Source organism: Flavobacterium gilvum (assembly GCF_001761465.1).
GTDB lineage: Bacteria > Bacteroidota > Bacteroidia > Flavobacteriales > Flavobacteriaceae > Flavobacterium > Flavobacterium gilvum.
The window spans coordinates 3,026,604-3,048,876 of the sequence record NZ_CP017479.1 but is presented as its reverse complement, the minus strand read 5'-3'; the positions used below and the strand labels follow the sequence as shown (position 1 = coordinate 3,048,876).

The 22,273-nt window shown below is 34.6% G+C and carries 10 protein-coding genes; 8 read left to right on the top strand and 2 right to left on the bottom strand.

Annotated features, from left to right (window positions below):
* Nucleotides 1–119 precede the first annotated feature (119 nt).
* The 8 genes from EM308_RS12665 (at nucleotide 120) to EM308_RS12630 (ending at nucleotide 19,800) form a co-directional block, all read left to right on the top strand.
* Nucleotides 120–3,470 carry a SusC/RagA family TonB-linked outer membrane protein gene (locus EM308_RS12665; protein WP_070261849.1) on the top strand — a complete coding sequence of 1,117 codons (3,351 nt, stop codon included), beginning with the start codon at nucleotides 120–122 and terminating at the stop codon, nucleotides 3,468–3,470.
* 18 nt (nucleotides 3,471–3,488) lie between these two features.
* The gene (locus EM308_RS12660; RefSeq protein WP_051877825.1) at nucleotides 3,489–5,090 is read left to right on the top strand and encodes a SusD/RagB family nutrient-binding outer membrane lipoprotein; all 1,602 of its coding nucleotides are present in this window, start codon (nucleotides 3,489–3,491) and stop codon (nucleotides 5,088–5,090) included.
* A gap of 462 nt (nucleotides 5,091–5,552) precedes the next feature.
* Nucleotides 5,553–6,557: a LacI family DNA-binding transcriptional regulator gene (locus EM308_RS12655; protein ID WP_231926270.1), complete on the top strand. Its 1,005-nt coding sequence runs from the start codon at nucleotides 5,553–5,555 to the stop codon at nucleotides 6,555–6,557.
* Nucleotides 6,558–6,931: 374 nt separating this feature from the next.
* The gene (locus EM308_RS12650) at nucleotides 6,932–10,258 is read left to right on the top strand and encodes a SusC/RagA family TonB-linked outer membrane protein (protein WP_035638282.1); all 3,327 of its coding nucleotides are present in this window, start codon (nucleotides 6,932–6,934) and stop codon (nucleotides 10,256–10,258) included.
* A 30-nt stretch (nucleotides 10,259–10,288) separates the two neighbouring features.
* A complete protein-coding gene (locus tag EM308_RS12645; protein WP_035638281.1) occupies nucleotides 10,289–11,884 on the top strand; it encodes a SusD/RagB family nutrient-binding outer membrane lipoprotein in 1,596 nt (531 codons plus the stop codon).
* Nucleotides 11,885–11,997: 113 nt separating this feature from the next.
* The gene (locus EM308_RS12640) at nucleotides 11,998–14,400 is read left to right on the top strand and encodes an alpha-amylase family protein (protein ID WP_070261847.1); all 2,403 of its coding nucleotides are present in this window, start codon (nucleotides 11,998–12,000) and stop codon (nucleotides 14,398–14,400) included.
* Between the two features lie 764 nt (nucleotides 14,401–15,164).
* On the top strand, nucleotides 15,165–18,230 hold the full coding sequence (locus EM308_RS12635; protein WP_035637095.1) for a SusC/RagA family TonB-linked outer membrane protein: 3,066 nt from the start codon (nucleotides 15,165–15,167) through the stop codon (nucleotides 18,228–18,230).
* Between the two features lie 16 nt (nucleotides 18,231–18,246).
* On the top strand, nucleotides 18,247–19,800 hold the full coding sequence (locus tag EM308_RS12630; RefSeq protein WP_035637097.1) for a SusD/RagB family nutrient-binding outer membrane lipoprotein: 1,554 nt from the start codon (nucleotides 18,247–18,249) through the stop codon (nucleotides 19,798–19,800).
* Between the two features lie 97 nt (nucleotides 19,801–19,897).
* Here the strand turns inward: EM308_RS12630 and EM308_RS12625 are convergent, their stop codons facing one another.
* Both EM308_RS12625 and EM308_RS12620 read right to left on the bottom strand, forming a co-directional pair.
* Nucleotides 19,898–20,866: a M20/M25/M40 family metallo-hydrolase gene (locus EM308_RS12625; RefSeq protein ID WP_051877774.1), complete on the bottom strand. Its 969-nt coding sequence runs from the start codon at nucleotides 20,864–20,866 to the stop codon at nucleotides 19,898–19,900.
* A gap of 66 nt (nucleotides 20,867–20,932) precedes the next feature.
* Entirely contained in the window at nucleotides 20,933–22,264 is a 1,332-nt protein-coding gene (locus tag EM308_RS12620) for an alpha-L-fucosidase (protein ID WP_035637099.1), read from the bottom strand.
* Nucleotides 22,265–22,273: the final 9 nt, after the last annotated feature.

The following is a 22,273-nucleotide window of genomic DNA, read 5'->3' as shown; positions in this document are numbered from 1 at the left end:
AATATTGCCAAATAGCTTATGAAGAAGATAGGCAATAGAAAATTAAAAGGCTACTAACCAAAAGTAAAATCCAAATCCTTTTAATATTAAAAAATCAAAAAAACTATAACCAAAAAATTATGAAAAAACTGTTACATAAGTTGCTGCTAGTTTGTCTGGTAGTGGTGTACTGCCAAGGCGTTAGTGCTCAAGAAAATAAAATGATTACTGGTACTGTCGTAGATTCTGATGGCGTTCCGGTAGCAATGGCCACCGTTAAAGAAAAAGGTACTTCTAATGGTGTTATTGCTGATGAAAAAGGAAAGTTTCAAATAAAAGTAAACGATAATGCTGTATTGGTCTTTACTTCTATTGGATTACAAGCTACCGAAGTTAAAATCAGCAAAAGTACTGTTCTAAATGTAGAGATGAAGTCTTCTGCAAATGATCTTAGTAATGTTGTAGTTACGGCTCTCGGTGTGAAACGAGATAAGAAATCTGTGGGTTATGCCGTGCAACAAATTAAGGGTGATGATGTGATCAAAGCGGCTCCTGCTGATCTTGCACAAGGTATGGCCGGAAAAATTGCCGGATTGAATGTTTCTACAGGTAACGGTTTGGGTAATGCTTCATCAAGAATAGTGATAAGAGGAAATAACAGTATTAAAGGAAATAACCAGCCTTTAATTGTTATTGATGGAGCTATTTTAGATAATAATCCTATTGAACAATCGACTACAAATGGTACAGATGGTATTCGTGATTGGGGGAATTACATGAGTTATGTAAATATGGAAAATGTTGAGTCAGTTTCTGTATTGAAAGGGCCGGGAGCTGCGGCTTTGTATGGTGCTAGAGGGGCAAATGGAGTAATTTTAATTACATCAAAAAAAGGTACTGCCCAAAAGGGGATTGGTGTTGAATACAATACTATTACGAATTTCACAGATGTTTATAGATTTGCAGATGTTCAGAATGAGTATGGAGGAGGTTTTGCCGCTGCTTTTTATACAGCAAACCCAAAATTACCAAAAACAAGTTCGGGAGAGCAATATTTGCCTACTTTATATGGTGGTAGTTCGTATGGAACAGGAGGATCAGGTATAGGTTATTATCACGGTGCTTTGCCAGGAGGAACTCCTACGTGGAATCTTTTTAGCTGGTTTGGAGCTGGTGCTTCTTGGGGACCAAAATTAGACGGATCTCCGGTAAGATGGTGGGATGGACAGGTTAGATCTTACTCTCCTCAACCAGATAATAGAGAGTCCTATTATAGAACAGGTCTTGAAACTACACACAACGTATCGTTTTCTGCTGCAAATGATTTTGGAAGTATTCGCCTTTCTATAAACAACAAAAAAGGTGATGCGGTAGTAGATAATACTAATTACAAAACCAGTAATTATGCTTTGGGGGCTAATGTGAAAATTTCAAAAGTATTAAGTGCAGAGGTTAATGCCTCTTATAATGAAAATTATAGACTGAATGCTCCAGAAATTGGAACTAATAATTCATGGTCTAAATTCTCTGTTTACGGAATGTCAAGAGAGTATCAACCTTTGGAAAAAGGTGTATATAAAAATCCTGATGGTTCAAAATATGCTTTCCCAAGTTCCTACCCTTATGCGGAATACGGACAAGATTTATATTGGTATTTTTATGAAAAAAATTCACATTTAGATAGAGACGAGTTTATTTCTACCATTAAATTAAATGCTGAAATTACTCCTTGGCTTAATGCATTTGTAAGAACATCAGCCAATTTAATAGCAACCGAGTTTGTTACTCAAAACAATACTACATCTATTGATCGCTTGTCTGGAGGAAGTTTTTATAAATCAGTTGGTAAAGACAATCTTTATAATACCGATTTTATGGTTACTGTTCATAAAGACAATTTGTTTACACCAGGGTTTAATGCTAAACTTTCTGGAATGTATAATGATGCTTCTTCCAAAAAAACCAGTGTGAATGGTAGCAATAACAGTAAATTTATCGTTCCAGGAGTGTATTCTTTATTGAATTTCACAGATAGAACTCAGGTGTCATTAGGAGAAACAAGATATGATGTACAATCTTACTCAGGAGTTGGAATATTAGATTTGAGTTATAAAGACTATTTGTTTTTCGAAGCAACAGGTAGAAAAGACGTGAATTCAACTTTGCCAAAAGATAGTAATTCAACTTTTTATCCATCAGCTAATGCCTCTTTTGTATTTACAGAAGCTTTTGATATGGGTAAAGTAGAAAATGTACTTTCTTATGGTAAAGTAAGATTTCTTTATGGAGAAGCGGCAAATGCTACAGATCCATATCAACTAGATGCAACGTACAATACAGGAACTTTTGGAAATCAGCCAACACATTCATTGCCGTCAACTGTTCCACCATTTACTTTAGGTTTTCAAACTTCGAAAACGGTTGAATTTGGTACTGCTTTAGGATTTTTCAAAGATAAATTAAATATCGATTTGTCAGTTTATGATATTTATTCAGACAATCAAATCATGAATTCGTCTATCTCAACAGCTTCAGGAGCTTCCGAAGTTAAATTTAATACAGGAGCTTTGAGAAATAGAGGATTTGATTTAACCATTAATGCGACAGCCGTACAAACAAATGATTTTTCTTGGAACATTACTTTTAATGGTGCAAAAAACACAAACAGAGTTGAGGAATTAGGACCAGGAGTAAAAGAAGAAGAGATAGGTTCTGTTTTTGGAAACTTAGGAGCCTTTATGAAAGTTTCGCCAGGAGAAAACTACGGAACTATTTATGGTACTGATTTTGAGTATGATGCTCAAGGAAGAAAACAAATTGAAAATATTTTAGACGGTACTGGAAAAGTAATTGGAACAAAATATAAAATTACGAGTACTCCAGTTGCAATTGGTAATGCTGCTCCAAAATTAACAGGAGGTTTATCTAATACATTTAGATATAAAAACTTAAGTTTAAATCTTTTGGTTGATTACAAATATGGAGGAGATATTTACTCTGTTGACCACGCTACAGCAATGGGTAATGGTTTGTTACCAGAAACATTGGTTGAAAGAAATGGGGGAGGATTACCTTATACTTACCCTGATGGAACAACATCAAATTCAGGTGTAATTTTAGATGGATTCAACGTTTCTGATAATAGACCAAATGATAGAGTTGTAAGTTATATGTACAAATATGCAGGTCAATATGCAGGATGGAGTGATTTGAATAAACCAAGAAGTTTATCTGTTTTCGAAAATTCTTGGGTAAAAATGAGAGAGGTTGTGTTAACTTATAGATTCAATCCTAGTTTATTGCATAAATCAAAAGTATTCCAAGATTTATCAATATCGGCAATTGGTAGAAATCTTTTCTATTTCTATACCACTTTACCTGATCACTTAAATCCAGAAGCTATAAACGGTACTGGAAACGGGCAAGGTTTGCAATGGTCTGCTTTTCCAAGCACACGTACATTGGGTGTAAGTTTGAAAGCTAAATTCTAACATTTAACATTTAAGAACATGAAATTTAATAATATAAAAATAAAAACGGTTCAATTATTCCTTTTAGGAGCAATAACTGTGGCTACAACATCTTCTTGTGAACAGGACTTTGGTGACATGAATAAGGCTTGGGAAAATAAAGTGTATGCTCCAACAATTCCCGCTTTGTTTAATAGTATATCAGCAAGTATGACAGATATTTCTGGTAATGGTAGAATGAAGGGGTCTTTTATTTATCAAGCGACTCAACTGGCTGCTCCTTATGCTTCTTCGGGGTATCGTATGGATGATCTTGCTATAGGTCATTGGACTAATTATTATACTGCCTTGGCAAATGCAAGAAAATTAGAATCGGTAATAGATGCTGATCCAAATGCCGCCAAAATGGTTAATTTGAAAGCGATGCTGAAAACAATGTTGGCATATAAGACAATTCATGCAACTTTGATGTTTGGTGATATGCCTTATAAAAATGCTGGGAAAGCTTACGATGGAGCAGATTATTACAGACCTTCTTATGATTCTCAATCAGAAATAATGACTTCAGCCTTGAATGATTTGAAATGGGCTGTTGATAACTTGGCTTCCAATGCAGGTCAAAATCCTGTTGGAGCTAGTGACGTGATTTTCGGCGGAGATATTGCAAAATGGCAAAAACTGGCAAATTCGTTACGTCTAAGATATGCATTGGTTATTAGAGGTAAAAACCAAACAGTTGCCGATGCTATTATTGCTGATGCTTTGACAAAACCATTGTTGGGAACAGGTGATAATTATGGTTTGTATCCTGGAACTATTGCTAGTTTTACAAATAAACGTATTACAGATTTTACTGGAAACTCCTATATCCGAATGGGATCTACCATGTTTAACGCTATGGCAAGTAATACAAATGATGATGGTTCTGGAATTTATGACTTAAGATGTAAAATTTTATTCGAACCTAACCGTGCGGGTAAATGGGTTGCCTATCCACAAGTACCTACTTCATCAACTCCTAATGAAGTAGATGGGAATTATTGCTACCAAGAGTCTAGGTTAACTGCTTGGGCTACACCTCTTCCTGCTCAAAATTATAATTATTCGCCGGTAAATTTCTATTATGCTGATGATGAAACTATGCCAGTATTGTTTATTACTAGTGCTGAAGTTAATTTTTTGAAAGCAGAAATATATGCTAGAGGTATTGGTGGTGTAGCTGTAAATCCTGTTGCAGCAAAACAATTTTATGAGGCTGGAATTACAGAATCTGTGAATTTCTGGTATAAAAGAGCAAATAGTGCAGCTATTTGGGTAGTAAATAAACCAGCGGCGGCTCCAACACCATTAGAAATGACAACAATGTTAAGCAATCCAGCAATTGCTTACAATGCTTCACCGGCTATTGCATTGGATCAAATTTATAAACAAAGTTGGATTGCTCTTTTTCACCAACCGTATGAGGCTTGGACATTGAAACGAAGAACAGCTGATGGCACACCGCATGTAACTATACTAAATGTACCTGTTCTAAATAAATTTACTTATCCAAACACAGAAAAAGCAACCAATTTTGAGAATTGGAATGCCGCTTCAAATGGAAATGATAACATATCAAATAAACCATGGTTTATGATGTAATTGAAAAGTCATAGTTTTTAGTTAGTTGTTTGAATTGCCCCTAAATAGTTTTAACTATTAGGGGCTTTTTTTATGTAAAAAAAGTGTTAGTTATTCTATTGAGTCGTGCTAAGAAATACTATACTATGAAAGATTTTAAGCGAAAAGAGATACCGGAAAGTTGAATAAGAGAAGGAAAAAAAAATTCAATTAATAGATTTCATGTTAAAAAAATATATTTCTTTTCTCTATTGCTATATAAGTTTTTTTGTTTCACTGAAAATAATTCCAGAATTAACATAAAATATTTGAGTTATTCTTAGAAATTTTAAATATTATTTTGAGACATTTCAGTTTATTGTTAAAGATTGATTTGTACTAAAAAAAAAATTACTAAATCGTTTTTGTAAAATGTTTTATTCAATATATTTGTTAATATAAAATTAACAGACTTTAAAGATTGAATTAACTTTTATGGGCAAAATGATTACTATTAAGGATATCGCCAAAGTAGCAAACGTATCGGTTACAACGGTCTCTTTTGTTTTAAATAACAAAGGAGAGAAGATGGGGATAAGTAGTGAGGTAATTAAAAAAGTTCTAAAAATAGCTGAAGAAATGAACTACAGACCCAATATGATTGCCAGTAGTTTAAGAACAGGCAAAACCAGATCTATTGGACTTATTGTCGAAGATATTTCAAATCAGTTTTTTTCTGATTTCGCTAAGGTTATTGAAAGAGAAGCAATTCGGTCAAATTATAGAGTGTTTTATTGCAGTACAAGTGGTGATGATGCCCGTGCAGTTGAATTAGTAGATAGTTTGTTGCAGGCAAATGTTGATGGCTATATTATCACGCCTACAGTGGGGATGAAATCTACCATTGATCGATTGATTGATTTGCAGCGTCCGGTTGTATTGATTGACCGCTATTTTGAAGATCAAAATGTTAGTCATGTAGTGCTTGATAATTTGGATGGAGCCTATACTGCCACACGTTATTTTTTGGAAAAAGGATTTAAAAAAATTGGATTTGTAACTAATTTAAGAGAATTGGTTCAGATGCAATTGAGAAAGCAGGGTTATATCGATGCGTTGAACGAGGTGGAATTGTATGATAAATCTAGAATTTTGGAATTAGATTATCATATTACAGAAGAAGAACGAATTGAAAAGATATGTGATTTTTTGAATACAGTAACCGATATTGATGCTGTTTTGTTTAGTACCAATTATTTGCTGTTGGCAGGTTTGCAGTCATTTAAAAAATTAGGATTAAAAATTCCAAAAGACAAAGCGGTAATCAGTTTTGATGATCATGATAGTTTTAGATTACATTCTCCTGCAATAACGGTTTTGTCACAACCAATTGAGGAAATGGGTAAAAAAACTGTTGAGCTATTGATGATGCAAATGGAGGACAAAGCTAAGTTTAAGGTGCAGAAAGAAAAGAATAAAGGAAACCTAATTATCAGAGAATCTGTTTGAAAATAAGGTTCAGTTTTAGGCAAGATATTGTTTTAAAACACAAATAGGATTTTTATTAGACCAATTAAAATCCTTTTTTTTAATAAAAAATACTATAACGATTTAGTAAATTTTTAGCAAAATGATTGTATTAAATGCAATTTTTTATCAAAGACACTAAAACGATGTAGTAAAATTCACAAAATTGAAATAGAATATTAAATAAAAACGATTGCTTATGATATAAATTTTAAAAAAAGAATTAAATGGTTAATAAATTATCGTTAAGTCCCGAAAGAGAAAAAGCGATAAAGATTAAAAGGCGCTGTATGAAAAAAATAGTATAGCCTCTTAATTTTAAGAATCAAAACAAAACAAACAAAACCAATAATAATATGAGAAAACTGTTATATGAATCACTGTTAGTTTTTCTAGTAGTGATGTGTTTTCAGAATGTGAATGCACAAAACAAAACGATTTCCGGAGTAATTACGGATAATGCAAACATGCCGGTTCCAGGTGTTACTGTTAAGGAAAAAGGCTCAAAAGAGGGCGCAATTACAGATGAGAGTGGAGCGTTTAAAATTTCTGCAAAAGAAGGAGCAACTCTAGTTGTAAGTTCGATAGGTTTTAAAACTGTAGAAGTAAAAGCAGCTGATGGTGTAAAAGTAAAAATGCAGGGAGCTACAAACGAATTGGAAGGAGTTACTGTAACTGCTTTGGGACAATCCAAAAAGAACAAAGCAATTGGTTATGCTACCAGTATTATTAAGTCGGATGCAATTGTGAAGACTGGTTCGCCTACAGTTGCCAACGCTTTGTACGGTAAAGCTCCGGGTGTTCGTATTAGTTCAACTCCAGGAGGTACTGGTGTAATCAATATTCAAATTCGTGGGGTGAACTCTATTACAGGGAAAAACCAACCGCTTATTGTGGTTGATGGGGTGCCAATCCGTGATGGCGAAGTAAATAATAATGATTACTGGGCTCAACAACGTGTAAAAAGTAATGGTTTTGCAGATCTAAACCCTGAGGATATTGAGAATATCTCTATTCTTAAAGGGGCGTCTGCAGCTGCATTATATGGTTCTGAGGCTGTAAATGGGGTTGTATTGGTAACTACAAAATCTGGTACAAGCAAAAAAGGCTTAGGAGTTGATTTTAATACCAGTTTTGCAAGTAACCCAATTGCTTATACTCCAAAATATCAAAACGTAAGAGGAGCAGGAGATACGGATTCTTACAGTGGTAATGATACTAGAAGTACAAACGGTTTCGTAATGTATGATACCAATGGTGACGGGATTAAAGATATGAGAGGGATTCAAAATGTTACTCGTAACTTTGGACCTAAATTTGACGGTCAGCCTATTATGAGCTGGGATGGAATAGTTAGACCTTATTCTTTCCAAAAAGATGGTTTCAAAAATCTTTTCCAAAACAGTTGGGATGCGACTACAAATATTTCTATCTCAAGCAAAGGTGAAAACAGCAACACTCGTTTTTCTTATACACACTATGATTCACAAGGCTTGAGTTTGGGACACAAAATTGCGAAAAACACTTTTAACTTGAATACATCATTTAAAGTGGGAACAAGATCAAAAACGGATATCGTTGTAAATTACATTAATCAGAATGTTAACAACCGTGCTAGAATCGTACACGAATTAGTAAATGGTTTTGGAGGTATGATTGGAACTTTTGATAATGGAGATTGGTACAAAGGAAAATACCAAACTAGTTTAGGTTACAAATATGTTGAGGGAGCAGGTACGCAAAGTTTGACTCCAAGTGAAAATATCATTTATAATGGTTTTAAAGGAGATATCGGAAACTTCATGTGGAATGTTAACGCAAATCAAGAATTGGAGAAAACAAACCGTTTGATGGCTTCTATTACTGAAACTTTTGATATTACGAAAGAGTTGAAAGTAAAAGGAAGAATTTCTACTGATTTAACATCTATTAATACAGAGGATGAGAATAGAGTTGATAAACCACTAGTTTATGGATTTGGCCCTGGAAGTTTTAGCATGAGATCGGACGATTATAATTTGACTTATGCTGATGTAATGTTGACTTATAACAAACAAATCAATGATGATTTTAATGTTAATGCTCTTGTTGGTTATTCAGGATCTCAAGAAACAGTTTCTTGGTTGTCAAGATCTACTAGCGGCGGTTTAAGTGTTGAAGGATGGTATGATATGAATGCTTCTGTAAATACGCCTTCAAGCGATTCTTATAGAAAAGAAGTAGTAAAAGATGCTCTTTTCGGAACTTTAAGTGGTAGTTTTAAAAATTATTTGTTCGTTGAAGCCACTTTGAGAAGAGACCGTACTTCTACAATGAACCCAAATAACAATTCGTTTATTTATCCTTCAATTAACACCTCTTTCATATTATCAGATGCTGTTAAATTGCCGGAAGTAATCAATTATGCAAAAATTCGTGGTTCTTGGGGTAAAGTGGGTAATTACCCTGATCCATACCGTGCTAACGTTGCTTTTAATCAATCTACACTTGGTACTCAAGGAACTACTAGCCCTATATTGATTACAAATTCATCGTCTAGTTATGGAAATGAGGGAATCAAACCAGAGATGAAAAATGAAATTGAGGTAGGTTTCGAAACTAAATTCTTAGACAGAAGATTAGGATTGGATTTCTCTTACTATAATGCAAAAATTAAAGATCAAATTTTAGATATGTCTTTGGCGCCAACTACAGGGGCAACATCTATCTTGGCCAACGTAGGGGAGTTGAGTAATCAAGGTTTTGAGATTGCTTTAACAGGTTCTCCTATTAGAACTCAGGATTTTTCTTGGGACGTTACTTTGAACTGGGCTAAAAACATTAACAAAATTGTGAAATTAGCCAATGGTGCCACTGAGTTATTGCATGCAGACTACGAGGATGGTGCACAGTTAAAATCTGTTGTAGGTGAATCAATGGGAGGTCTTTATGCTCACCCAATCAGAGTAGATGCTAACGGAAAACAAATCGTTGGTGATGACGGTACTTACCAATTGGATGGTGACAAATGGGAAAAATATGGTACTGCAATGCCTAGTGGAATTGGAGGGTTAATAAATTCATTTACTTATAAAGCTTTTACTTTAGACGTAAATATTGATTATTCTTATGGAGGTTATGTTATGCCATCTGGAATCAGTTGGTTAACAAGCCGTGGTTTGACTGAAAAGAGTTTAGGAGCTATGGATACTGAGCATGGAGGTCTGTCTTATTACCAAGATAAAAACCAAGTGGGGTATCAAGTACCTGTTGGAACTACTGCTGGTCCAAATGGAGAAAGAGTATTTAATGATGGTATGTTAATGGATGGAGTACTTGCTGATGGTTCAGTAAACAAAAATGTAATTCCACAAGAAAGATACTATAACTACTCTTACAACTGGGGAGGCCCTAAATACGGAAGTAACTCAATTTACAAAGATTATATCCAAAGAAATGATTACATCAAATTAAGAGAGTTGTCATTAGCGTATGCTTTACCTACTTCAATAGCTAATAGAATTGGAGCCTCTAAAATAAGTTTTTCAGTTTTCGGACGTAACTTGTTTTATTTCTACAGAACAGTTAAAGATATGGATGCTGAGGCAACTACGGCTGGATCAAGATGGTCTCAAAACGTAAACAATGCAGGATTGACTCCATCTACAAGAACTTTTGGAGGTATGTTGAGAGTTTCTTTCTAATTTAATAAAGCATAATTTAAAAAATTGAACATGAGAAAATTAATTTATATATCAATAGCGACTGTTGCAAGTTTATTTGCTTCTTGTTCGCAATCTGATTTTGAGGATGCCTACAAAAATCCGGCTACAGTTGAAACAACCACTGTTCCCAAACAGTTTGCTGGTTTTATGAAAAGAAACTGGGAAGATGTGATTCCGGCGTATTGGAACTATTTTACCGTAATTAGACAAACTTCCCTAAGCTATACTCAGGCGCACGGATTTACTAATATATCAGGTAGATATGTTGTAGGGGCTGCTTCTCTTGACAGATGGGGTAGATTTTATGGGTTCCTTGCACAATATAGAGAATTAGAAAGAGTGATGGCTGCTTTACCTGCTTCAGAGCAAACGGCAAACAGAATCTATACTATTGCTTCAACTATTTATTTGTATGAGCATGCTGAAAAAATGGTTGATAATTTTGGAGATATTCCTTTCTCTGAAGCTGGAAAAATTAGTATGACCGGTGGAAATTACGCTAGTGCAAATGCAAAATATGACAGCCAAGAGGCAATTTATACCAAAATGTTGGATGATTTGAAAGCGTTTTCAACTGAGTTGAACACTATTACGCTTACTCCTAAAGTTGATTTGGAATTTAAAAACCAAGATTTGATCAACAAAGGGAATTTAACAAAATGGAAAAAATACTGTAATTCTTTACGTTTAAGAATGTTGAACAGAGTTTCTGCAGTTCCAGCTTTCCAAGCAAGAGCAACCACTGAAATGGCTGAGATTATCTCTGGTGGAAATTATGTTGCCACTAATGCAGATAATATCGAATTCAAAGTTTACAATCAAGATACTAAGGATAGTGGTGGTGGAACAATATTGAGTTCTGAAGGGTTTAAAGATGGTTTAGAATCTTGGAACAATAATGCAGCTCCAAAATTGATGATTGACCACATGAATACTAACAACGACCCACGTAAACCTTGGTTGTTTGAACCAGGAACAAAAGCAAATGGAGTTTATATCGGTCTTGATCAAATGGATAATTCTGTTAACCAAGATAAATTGATGAATCAAGATGCTGTAATTGCAATATACAACCGTTCAGCTTTAAGCCGTAATAAATGGTTCCCTGGTACATTAATCAATGCTCCTGAAATGAACTTAATTGTTGCTGAATATTATGTGAGAACTGGTAATATAGCTGCTGCAAAAACAGCTTATGAAACAGCTATCAGACAATCGGTTGATTTTTATGTAGAAATTGCTAAACGATCAAATGATACAGGTTTCTTGCCTGCTACTGTTCCTACAGCTGCTGAAGTCGATGCTTATATTGCTATGCCTGCAGTAAACTTTGCGTTGGCTACAACACCTGCAGCGAGAATGGCTTTGATTGGTTTCCAAAGATATATTCACTTCAACGTTGTTCAACCTGAAGATAGCTGGACAGAACAAAGAAGAACAAACTTGCCAGTTATGAATTTCTTACCTGATAATGGTAATGCTCAAACAACTCCACCGGTAAGATGGACATATCCAGGTTCTGAAAAAACTTACAATGGCGACAACTATGCTAAAGTAAGTGCTAAAGATAATTTGAATACAAAAATCTTCTGGGATTTAAATTAATTGATTTTTTAGTTAATATTTTTAGTTAGTAATGGCAAACCCTGGCTCAAGAATTTTCTTGAAGTCGGGGTTTTCTTTATATTTACAGTTTATAAAAATATAAAATAAATCAGATGAGAAAAATTATATTAGGATTATTACTGATTCCTTTATTTGGATTGGCTCAATCCAAAAGTCAAAAGATAGAGACTCAAGTCATATTGAAAGATTCGGTGCTTGAGCTCGGAAACAACAAACTTTCGGTGTCTATTAATCTTAAAAAAGGTAATTACACTTTAACAGATAAAATTTCGAATCTTGTCATTTTTCAAAACGCACGTTTCTCCGTAGATAATTGGAATTCTCCTTTTGTTTATGGAAATAACCGCATTGGTAAACTAAAGATTCGTTATGAACAAAAAGAAGTTCAATTAGATAATAAGAAAGGAAAACGCCTGGAATTGTTTTTTACAGGTGGGACAAAAGTGCTTCCCGAATATCGTTTTGCGCTCACACTTTTGGATAACCAATCCGTTTTGGAATATCAGGTTGGAATGAAAAACACGATGACTTATGATTGTCGTTTGATGAAAGCAGAATTATTTTCGGATGCCAAAATATTCCCTAACTCGGAGATTACATCGTTACAAACATTAAATGGTGCTGCCGGTGTAACAATGCCAGAGGTGTTGGAAAATGTTGATAGAGAATCTACAAATAGTATGATGCTTACAGCCGTTGTAAACGGAAAGCGTCAAACATTGGTTTGGGGCGGCCTGAAATACCAAAACTTTTATGCTAATACCATTTATAAAAAAGAGAAATCAACAATTAACCTATTGATGAATGATCCAGTTGGGCGTTTGGTAAAAGTAAATGAAGAATATTGGGCACCAGATACTTATTGTTTGGAGGTAGGAGAGAGTAATCCTTTTATTGCATTGGAAAATTACGGATTGGCTTTACGCAAAGCGAATAATGCAAAACCCAATGTTTATGATTTCCCAACTTTATGTGGTTGGGCTGTTGGAAATTTGAGCGGGGGAAAAGATATTAATAATACAACGGCATTGATTGAAGAATTAGACAATGCCAACAAATGTGGTCTGGGCAAATATACCAAAGTTGCCGTTCGTGTGGAGCCCGATTCGTATTGTTATACTGATGGGAACACAGAACAAGGATGGTGGGATGATGAGCACTGGAGTAAATTTGGGCATTTGACAGCACCTTATGATACATTTGCAAAATGGTGCGCAGCGGTGAAAGAGCGCAACGGAGTTCCTTTAACTTATTTTCAATCGAGCATGCCATCAGATGATTTTGCTTTGGCTCATCCGGATTGGATGTTGAATAATGACATTAGCCAATTGCATTTGTATCATCGTCATCATCAACCAAATGTGCGTTATGATTATACTGATAAAGGTTTTCAGGATTATGTATTGACAATGTGGAAGCGCCTGAGAAAAGACGGCATGGTGGGAATCAAATTCGACTATCCAGAAACTGCTTGGAATCCACAAGGGGGATTTGAAGACAAACAGGCTACAACAACATCGGCTTACCGTCAATTGTTTCAATTGGCTCGTGAAGGCTTGGGTCCGGAAGGGCGTTTGCACGAACGCGCATTGGGTGAAAGTGAGCGTCCTACACTTGATGTAACAGCTGGGATTGTCGATATTCAACGTACCGCTTGGGATACCAATGCTTTTGAACCGCAGTATGTTACAACAGGAGGATTGAGATGGTATAAATTACGTTCTGTTTTTTATTATTATCCAGATAGTAAAGCTATTCATACACACAGTGAAGGGGTTAGGCAATCTTTGGTAACGATGTTGGCATTGACCAGCGGAAGACTTGAATTGGCTACACCTTTCAGTATGTTGACACCCGAAATGGTTCATGATATTTCAAGAATTTATCCAATGTATGATGGAATCAAGAGTCCAAGACCTGTTGATGCTTTTTTAGGGCAAAAACATCCAAGAGTCTATGATTTGGAATTAACACCGAATTGGCATGCCGTTACATTGTTCAACAGCGGAAACAATAAAGAAGTGATTTCTGTATCATTAAATAAATCAATGGTTGAAGGAGGGTTGCAATTAAATCCTGACACTGATTTTTACGTTTATGATTTCTGGAAAAATAAATTTATTGGAAAAGTAGAAGGAAATGCAACTTTGAGTTCAGAATTGAATAGTTTGGAATGTACCATGTATGCTATCAAAAAAGTGGAATCGGATCCGCAATTACTTTCGACCAATCGTCATATTTTACAAGGATGGATGGATGTAAAAGAATTGAATTGGAACAAAAACAACAAAATACTTTCTGGAAAAGTTACAGTTGTTGAGGGTGAGCCTTTCAAAATTGTTATTGCAACCAACAATTGGAAAAATGTAAAAATCGACACTGATGCTGCTTCATATAAATGGGAAAATCACCCTGATAGTGATGCTTTGAAAGTTTTGGTATTAAATAATCCAACAACCAAAGAAGTAAAATGGTCTGTTTTGTTTAAAAAATAAACTCATTTCTTGTTAAAAAAATCTGCGAATCTACGGTTATATTCACCGCTGATTCGCAGATTTTTTTTATAACAAGTCAACGATTAAACAGCAAAATTAAAGTACAGATTCCTCAATCTGGGATGCAATTATTAAATATTCGGTAGATTGTTCTGTTCCGTAATAAGTAGGTTTAAAAGCACATTAATTTTAAAAAAAGAAAAAAAAGAAGCTATTTTGTTTTTTTTAATAGTAAAATATGATTATTTTTGATGTAAGTAGCTTTATATTAATAATTTATTTCTTAAATCGTTGTTTTATTAATAGGCGGTTTAACTTAAATTTTGTAAAAAATATAATTGTTATTATTGTTTTTTTTAACAATTTAATTTGGTTCTAAGCTAGAAATTGGAGTTCGTTTTTAAGGAATGCCAATTGAGTAGATAGAAAATCAATAGGTGAGTTTATTGATTCTTTAGGCTAATAATAGTTGTGATTATTCAAATAAAGAGGAGCCTAATTATTAGGCAATCAGTTTAAGGATTATTCCCTTTTTTTAATAAAAATGACTATATCGATATAGTAATATTTATAAATAACTCAGGGATTTAAAAAAATAATCGCTTATGGTAAAAGAAATATAGAAATATTAATTTGGGAAATTAGTCACTACTAAAATTATGAAGAAAATCCCTAATGAAGTTGTTAATATAAATTAACTGACTTTGTGTTAATGTAATTTAAAATAACGCAATATGTAATTTAAAAACATAACAATAATAATTATGAGAAAACTTATGAATGAATTCCTGTTAGTTTTTCTAATAGTATTGTGCTTTCATGGTGCGAATGCACAAAATAAGACAATTTCCGGAGTGGTTTCGGATGAGAAAGGACGGCCTGTTTTGGGGGCAACCGTAAAAGTAAAGGGAGGGACATCGGGTTCAATTACAGATGAGAACGGAATGTTTAGATTATCTGTCAAACCTGGTGATACTGTTGTCTTCACTTCAGTAGGTTATAAATCGACAGAAGCAGCTGCAGCGGATAATTTACAAGTTCAAATGCAGACTTTAACTCAGGAATTGACAGAAGTGGTAGTAACATCTTTAGGCGTTAAAAAACAAAAAAGAAGTTTAGGTTACGCCGTTGGAGGTTTGAAAAATGAAGATATTAATAAGGATAAAGTGGTCAATCTAGGGAGTGCTCTTTCTGGCCGCGTTGCCGGTGTGAACGTTACTACTCCAGCAACAGGTGTTGGGGGATCTACCAGAGTGGTAATTAGAGGAAACACTTCGGCTTCTGGAAATAACCAACCTTTGTACGTAATCGACGGTATCCCCGTTGATAATAGCGGATTCAAAAGTCCAGGTAGTTCTACAGATATGGGTGATGGGATGAGTTCTTTGAATCCTGACGATATAGCCACTATGTCTGTGATGAAAGGTAGTTCTGCATCGGCATTATATGGATACAGAGGATCTAATGGGGTAATTTTGATTACAACCAAAAAAGGTACTGCTTCAAAAGGGCTTGGTGTTGAATTTAGTTCTGGTGTTTCTTTAGATATGGTTCAGAATGATTTAGAATGGCAATATCAATACGGGCAAGGTTCCAGAGGTCAAAAGTTTACTGATCTTGCAACATTGCGTGGTGATTATGTTTTGGCTTGGGGACCAAAATTTGATGGGCTTCCAACGCTTTCTATAGACGGTGAAATGCACGATTACGTAGCAAGACCAAATCAAATTCAAAAATTTTATCAAACTGGATTTACAAATTCGAACACAATTGCATTCAGTGGCGGAAGTGAGAAAGCTAATTTCCGTTTCTCAATCGGTAATGTTTATAATGATGGTATTACCCCTGAAAATACTTATAAGAGAAACAACTATGCATTGTCGCTGAGCGCAAAACCAAACGATAAAATTTCTATTGAGGCAAGTGGACAATACATTAGAGAAGATGGTAATAACAGACCACTTATTGGGGGAGGTTTTGGAAATGTCAATAAGGCTATGAACTTCTTATCAAATAGTATTGATATTTTATGGATGTCTGATCCTGTCGTTGATGAAAATGGAAATGAATATCCTTATACTCAAGGTTGGGGAGGCATTAACAATCCTTATTTTGTCACACAGTATTTTAAAAACTTTGATTCTAAAAATAGATTCATTTTGTCGGCTGCAACAACTTATAATATATCAGAAGATTTTTATGCTAAAGTAAAAATTGGTGAAGATTATACAGGATTTGATGCCACACGAATTGAACCAACTGGAGCAGTTGATGGCCCTAACGGAAGATTCGATAACCTTATTAATACAAGATCTGAATATAACTTGGAAGGTATTTTAGGATATAAAAAGACTTTTGGGGATTTTGACGTTAATGCATTTGTCGGAGCCAACCGTCAACACAATTACTATAAAGAAACAAGTTCTGGTGGATCTAATTTTATAATTCCTTACCAATATTTTTATGCTAATACTAAAGATAACCAGAAAACGACAATTTTTGAATCGAATACTGAAGTTAATTCTGTTTATTTTTCTGGTGACGTGGGATATAAAAACTTTCTTTTCTTATCGCTTACAGGGCGTAATGATTGGTTTTCTACTTTGAGTACTTCAAATAACCATATTTTTTACCCTTCCGTTAGTTCCAGTTTTGTAGTGTCTGAAGTAGTAAAGTTACCTGAATTTTGGAGCTATAGCAAATTAAGAGCTGCGATTGGTAATGTTGGTGGAGCTGCACCAGAACCATATGCATTGAGTTTAACGTATCGACCTATAGGGGATGGTTTTAATGGTTTGCCTATTACAGAGGTTGAGCAAGGTACAATTCCAAATCCGGCCTTAAAACCGTATAATGTGCAAACGATTGAGTTTGGTACCGAAAATACTTTCTTTAACAATAGATTAAATTTGGACTTTACTTGGTATAGTAAAACTACCACAAATGATATTGCCAATGCGAGTTTATCAACTACGTCTGGTTATGCAAACACTAAAATTAATGTTGGAGAAATTAGTAATAAAGGTATTGAATTACAAATAGGGGGTATTCCAATTAAAAAAGAAAATTTCAAATGGGATGTAAATTACAATTTGTCTTATAATATAAGTAAGGTAGTTAAAGTTTCTGATGAACTAAATTCTCAAATTTTGACAAATTTGGGAGGAGTAGGAGGTATTTATCTTGAAGAAGGTCAGCCTTTTGGAATTATTAAAGCTTACGAACCTTTAAAAGATGCAAAAGGAAACTTAGTATTGACTAATGATGGATATATGCAGAAAGGGGAATTAGTTCACGCAGGAGATGGAGTTGCACCATACAGAATGGGATTAACTAATGATTTTACATATAAAAATTGGAGACTTTCAACTCTAATTGATGCTCAGCTAGGAGGAGATATTTTTTCGGATACAAACTTTTTATCTGTGCGATATGGATTGCAAGCAATGACTTTGCAAGGAAGAGAAGGAGGTATCAATGTTAGTGGTGTTGATAATGCTGGGAATCCAATAAATAAAAACATTAGTGCATTTGATTATTGGAGATCTTCTTTCAAAGATGCAAATTCAAATGTATTTGTTTATTCTTCCGATTTTGTAAAATTGAGATCTGTTTCTTTAGAATATAAATTTGATAAAGAAAAATTAAGCAAATTTGGTATAGAAGGGCTGTCATTGGCACTTGTAGCACATAATTTATGGGTGATTTACAAAGACACACCCAATATTGATCCTGAATCAAACTCAAATAGTGGTAATGCTCAGGGATATGAGCAATCTACTTTGCCGAGAACGAAGAGCGTTGGGATAAATCTTAATATTAAGTTTTAATTAAAGAAAAGCAAAGATGAAAAACAAATTCAAAAAATATATTGGCATTGGTATAGGATGTGTTTTTTCACTGACTTCCTGTGATAGAGGATTTGAAGAAATGAATCAGAACCCAAATGCTTATACACAGGCAGATATCAATTCGATGTTTACTAACAATGAAGTGTTGATGAGAGGATTTCAGTATTCACATTATCAGGCAGATATTCAGTTTGTTAGTTTGGCTATGCAACATTTGGCATCACTTAGAACAAATCAATTTCATGGAGATAAATATCTGTATGAAGATAATACATCAGGTGGTTTTTTTCAGGAATATGAGAACGGAATTAAAGAAATTACACATTTACTATCAGTAATACCTAATACTCCTGAGAATGTTAATAAAATTAGTGCCGCTAGAGTAATTAAAGTGTATATGTTTCATCAAATCACCGATTTATATGGCGATATTCCTTATTCTCAGGCAGGAAAAGGATATCTTGATGGGATTTGGAGTCCGAAGTACGACAGACAGCAAGATATCTATATGGATATGTTGAAAGAGCTTGATGAATCGGCACTTGCTTTTAATGAAAGTAAACCTTTCTATGGTAATGCTGATGTGCTTTATGGCGGTAATGTTACAAATTGGAGGAAATTTACATATTCTTTAATGTTACGTTTAGGAATGCGTATTTCAAAAGCTGATGCTGTAAATGCAGAAAAATATGTTAAAAAAGCAATTGCTGGAGGTGTATTTGCATCAAATAGTGATAACATGGTTTGCTTGCATAAAAGCGGTTCTCAATTTACAGTTAATCCAGTTATTTATAATTTCCTAACGGATGGTACTGTTGATGATCCTCAAAAAGGAGAAAAAATCAGTAAAACATTTATAGATTTGTTAAAAAGCACCCAAGATCCAAGAATGAGAGTGCTTTCGAATATCGTAATTTCAAATAATAATTATGATGTCGATCCGACTCATCAAAAAGGAATGCCAAATGGATATACCGATGAAACAATCAAAACCTATCCAAATTTCACAGGCAAACAAGATTATTCTTTTCCAAATCGTTTGACTATCGCTCGTGAGGATGCTCCGGATATTAGAATAAGTTATGCAGAAACACAATTATTAAAAGCCGAAGCAGCTGTAAGAGGATGGGATTCAGGTAATGCTAAGACTTATTATGACAGTGGAGTTACGGCTGCAATGCAAATGTTAGCTGTATACGGGACTGGAAATGGTAAAGTGCCAATTATTACAAATGCTGAAATTTCAACATATCTATTGGCAAATCCATTCTCAATAGGAACAACAGCTCAAAAGATTCAGCAAATTATTACTCAAAAATGGATTGCGTTTTTCCTATTCAACGGACTTGAAGCTTATGCAGATTATAGAAGAACTGGTTATCCAAATTTAGTACCGGTTAATTATCCGGGAAATGTTTCAAATGGTCAAATTCCGAGACGTTTGATATATAAAGATTCTGAACGTACATTGAACACAGCCAATTATAACGCTGCAGTTGCACAACAGGGACCAGACCTTTTTGTAACTAGAATATGGTGGGATAAATAAAAAATTATATTCTTCATTTTACAAAAAATCGGCGAATCTGAGGTTAATTATACCGCAGATTTGCCGATTTCTTTATTAAATAAATATGGGCTAAAATTTAATTTTGATTGATAAAAATTAACGGTTGTTCATAGTTAGCAATAGCAGTCAAAGCATTGTAAATATATTGGCAAACCAAAACTGCTCCTTGGCTGTTTATCAAATCAGAATCGTCTTCGGGTGTGTGGTATTGCGGATGTCCGCCAGTGTGTAATCCAACAGCCGATATGTTATTTTTATAAAATGTAACGTGGTCAGAACCTCCCACATCTCCAGCAAACACAATCGGATTCAATCCGCTGCCTTCACCTAATTTTTTCATCAACTCAACACCGTTAGGAAAAGTTCCTGCACCTCCCATATAGAGTTCTTTTTTATCATTCAATCGCCCAACCATATCCATGTTAATCATTACTTTTACAGCGTTTTTATCAACTGGTAGGTGATGTACAAAATATTTTGAACCCAATAATCCTTCTTCTTCACCACTGAAAGAGATGAAAATAATGCTTCTCTTGGTTTTAATCTTTTTGCTCTGAAATTCTTCTAAAATAGACAACAATGCCGAAACCCCCGAAGCGTTATCATCGGCTCCGTTATGGATTGCCAACGTGTCTTTTTTCTTGCTTCCGGATCCTTTTCCTCCCCATCCCCAGTGATCGTAATGCGCACCAATCACGATGAATTCCTTTTTCAGGTTTTCATCAGAACCTTCGATATAGCCAACAACATTTTGCGTATTTACGCTATCCGATTTCATTTTGTTGATATTGGGTTTTATAAAAATTTTGAACGGCTGATAATAATCGTTGTTGAATTTTTTTAAACCGAATTTCTTGAAATGTTTTTTGATATAAGCTGCAGCTTCGTTGTTACCTTTTGTTCCGGCAAGACGACCTTCCAATTTATCTGAAGCCAAATAACGGTCGTGTTTCATGAATTTTTCGGAAGAAAATGTTGATTGTGCATTGCTATTTTCAGTAACTACCAAAGCTAAGGCACAGAGAAAAAAGATTTTTTTGAACATCTATTTTGAGAATTAATTTTAAAAAAAAAGTCCCATAAGTTTCTAAATCCTTATGGGACATCAAATTTATTGTATTTCCATTTGAATTATCGTATCGATAGGATCTATTTGTACGCCATCCAAATACACAAAAGTTCCTTCTGGCAGTTGTTTGAATTTCAGTTCCTTTTTATTTTCCATCAAATAACATTTTTTGATTTTTTGTTTCATTTCAGGAATAAAAATATAACCTGGCTGTTTTGGAGTGTTGATAATATGTGCAAACCAAGTTTTGTCTTTGGCAGTAAATACTCCCCAATCTTGGGTTTTCATTACGCCACCTCTGGTTCCGTAAATACTACTTCCGTTTTTATCCATCCAAGTTCCCATTTCTTTCAAAGTTTGTACAAACTCTGGTTGAATTGTTCCGTCAGCCATTGGGCCAACATTCAAAAGGAAATTGGCATTCAAACTCGCCGCATTGATTAAATAATGTAATAAATCTTTGGTCGATTTGTATTTTCTGTCATTGATGTTGAAACCCCATGAATTGTTCATTGTTTCGCAGGTTTCCAAAGGCAGTTGAGAAACGGATTGTCCACCAAAACCAGATGTGTTTCCGCCTGGTAAATCCTTTTCAAATGCTTGAAAATCTTCTCCTGGAAGTGGTGTAAGGTGGTGATTGTTTGAAATTAAACAATTGGGTTGAAGTGAGTGAATCAATTTGTAGATTTCATCATAATGCCAGTTTACTTTTGACTGTAATTTTTTGTCGGTGTCATTGTCCAATTGATCCCAATGTCCATCAAACCAGATTCCGCCAATTTCTCCATAATTGGTTAACAATTCGGTCAACTGACCTTTCATAAAACGGATGTAGCTTTCCCAATCGCTTTTTTGAGTTCTGCCTGTTCCTTTTCCTGTTTTACCGGTTTCGTATTGATAATCGGTTCTTGTCCAGTCCAAAAGTGAATAATAGCAGAATAATTTGATGCCTTGTTTATGACATTCGTCAGCCAATTCTTTTAATAAATCTCTTTTAAAATGGGTGTTTGTAATTTTCCAATCAGATAATTTGGTGTCAAAATTGCTAAATCCATCGTGGTGGCGTGTTGTGAAAGTGATGTATTTCATTCCTGCAGATTTGGCGATTCCAACCCATTTTTTGGCATCAAAATCCTGTGGGTTGAACACATTTATCAATCTCCCGTACTCGGTTACTTTGATGTTTTGATTGGTCATAATCCATTCGCCGTTACCCAAAACACTATATGGGCCAAAGTGAATAAACATACCAAATTTATCATTCTGGAATTCTGTTCTGTTTTTCAGGTTTCCCTCAGTTGGCGTATATGTTTGTGCCTGTATGCCTGTCGAAAGCATGGAACATAATAGTAGACTAAGTGCAATTTTTTTCATTTAAGTTAA

Coding starts and splice junctions, on each gene's coding strand:
- EM308_RS12645 (WP_035638281.1), top strand. CDS start 10,289: ATGAGAAAATTAATTTATATATCAATAGCGACTGTTGCAAGTTTATTT.
- EM308_RS12655 (WP_231926270.1), top strand. CDS start 5,553: ATGATTACTATTAAGGATATCGCCAAAGTAGCAAACGTATCGGTTACA.
- EM308_RS12620 (WP_035637099.1), bottom strand. CDS start 22,264: ATGAAAAAAATTGCACTTAGTCTACTATTATGTTCCATGCTTTCGACA.
- EM308_RS12665 (WP_070261849.1), top strand. CDS start 120: ATGAAAAAACTGTTACATAAGTTGCTGCTAGTTTGTCTGGTAGTGGTG.
- EM308_RS12650 (WP_035638282.1), top strand. CDS start 6,932: ATGAGAAAACTGTTATATGAATCACTGTTAGTTTTTCTAGTAGTGATG.
- EM308_RS12625 (WP_051877774.1), bottom strand. CDS start 20,866: ATGTTCAAAAAAATCTTTTTTCTCTGTGCCTTAGCTTTGGTAGTTACT.
- EM308_RS12630 (WP_035637097.1), top strand. CDS start 18,247: ATGAAAAACAAATTCAAAAAATATATTGGCATTGGTATAGGATGTGTT.
- EM308_RS12635 (WP_035637095.1), top strand. CDS start 15,165: ATGAGAAAACTTATGAATGAATTCCTGTTAGTTTTTCTAATAGTATTG.
- EM308_RS12640 (WP_070261847.1), top strand. CDS start 11,998: ATGAGAAAAATTATATTAGGATTATTACTGATTCCTTTATTTGGATTG.
- EM308_RS12660 (WP_051877825.1), top strand. CDS start 3,489: ATGAAATTTAATAATATAAAAATAAAAACGGTTCAATTATTCCTTTTA.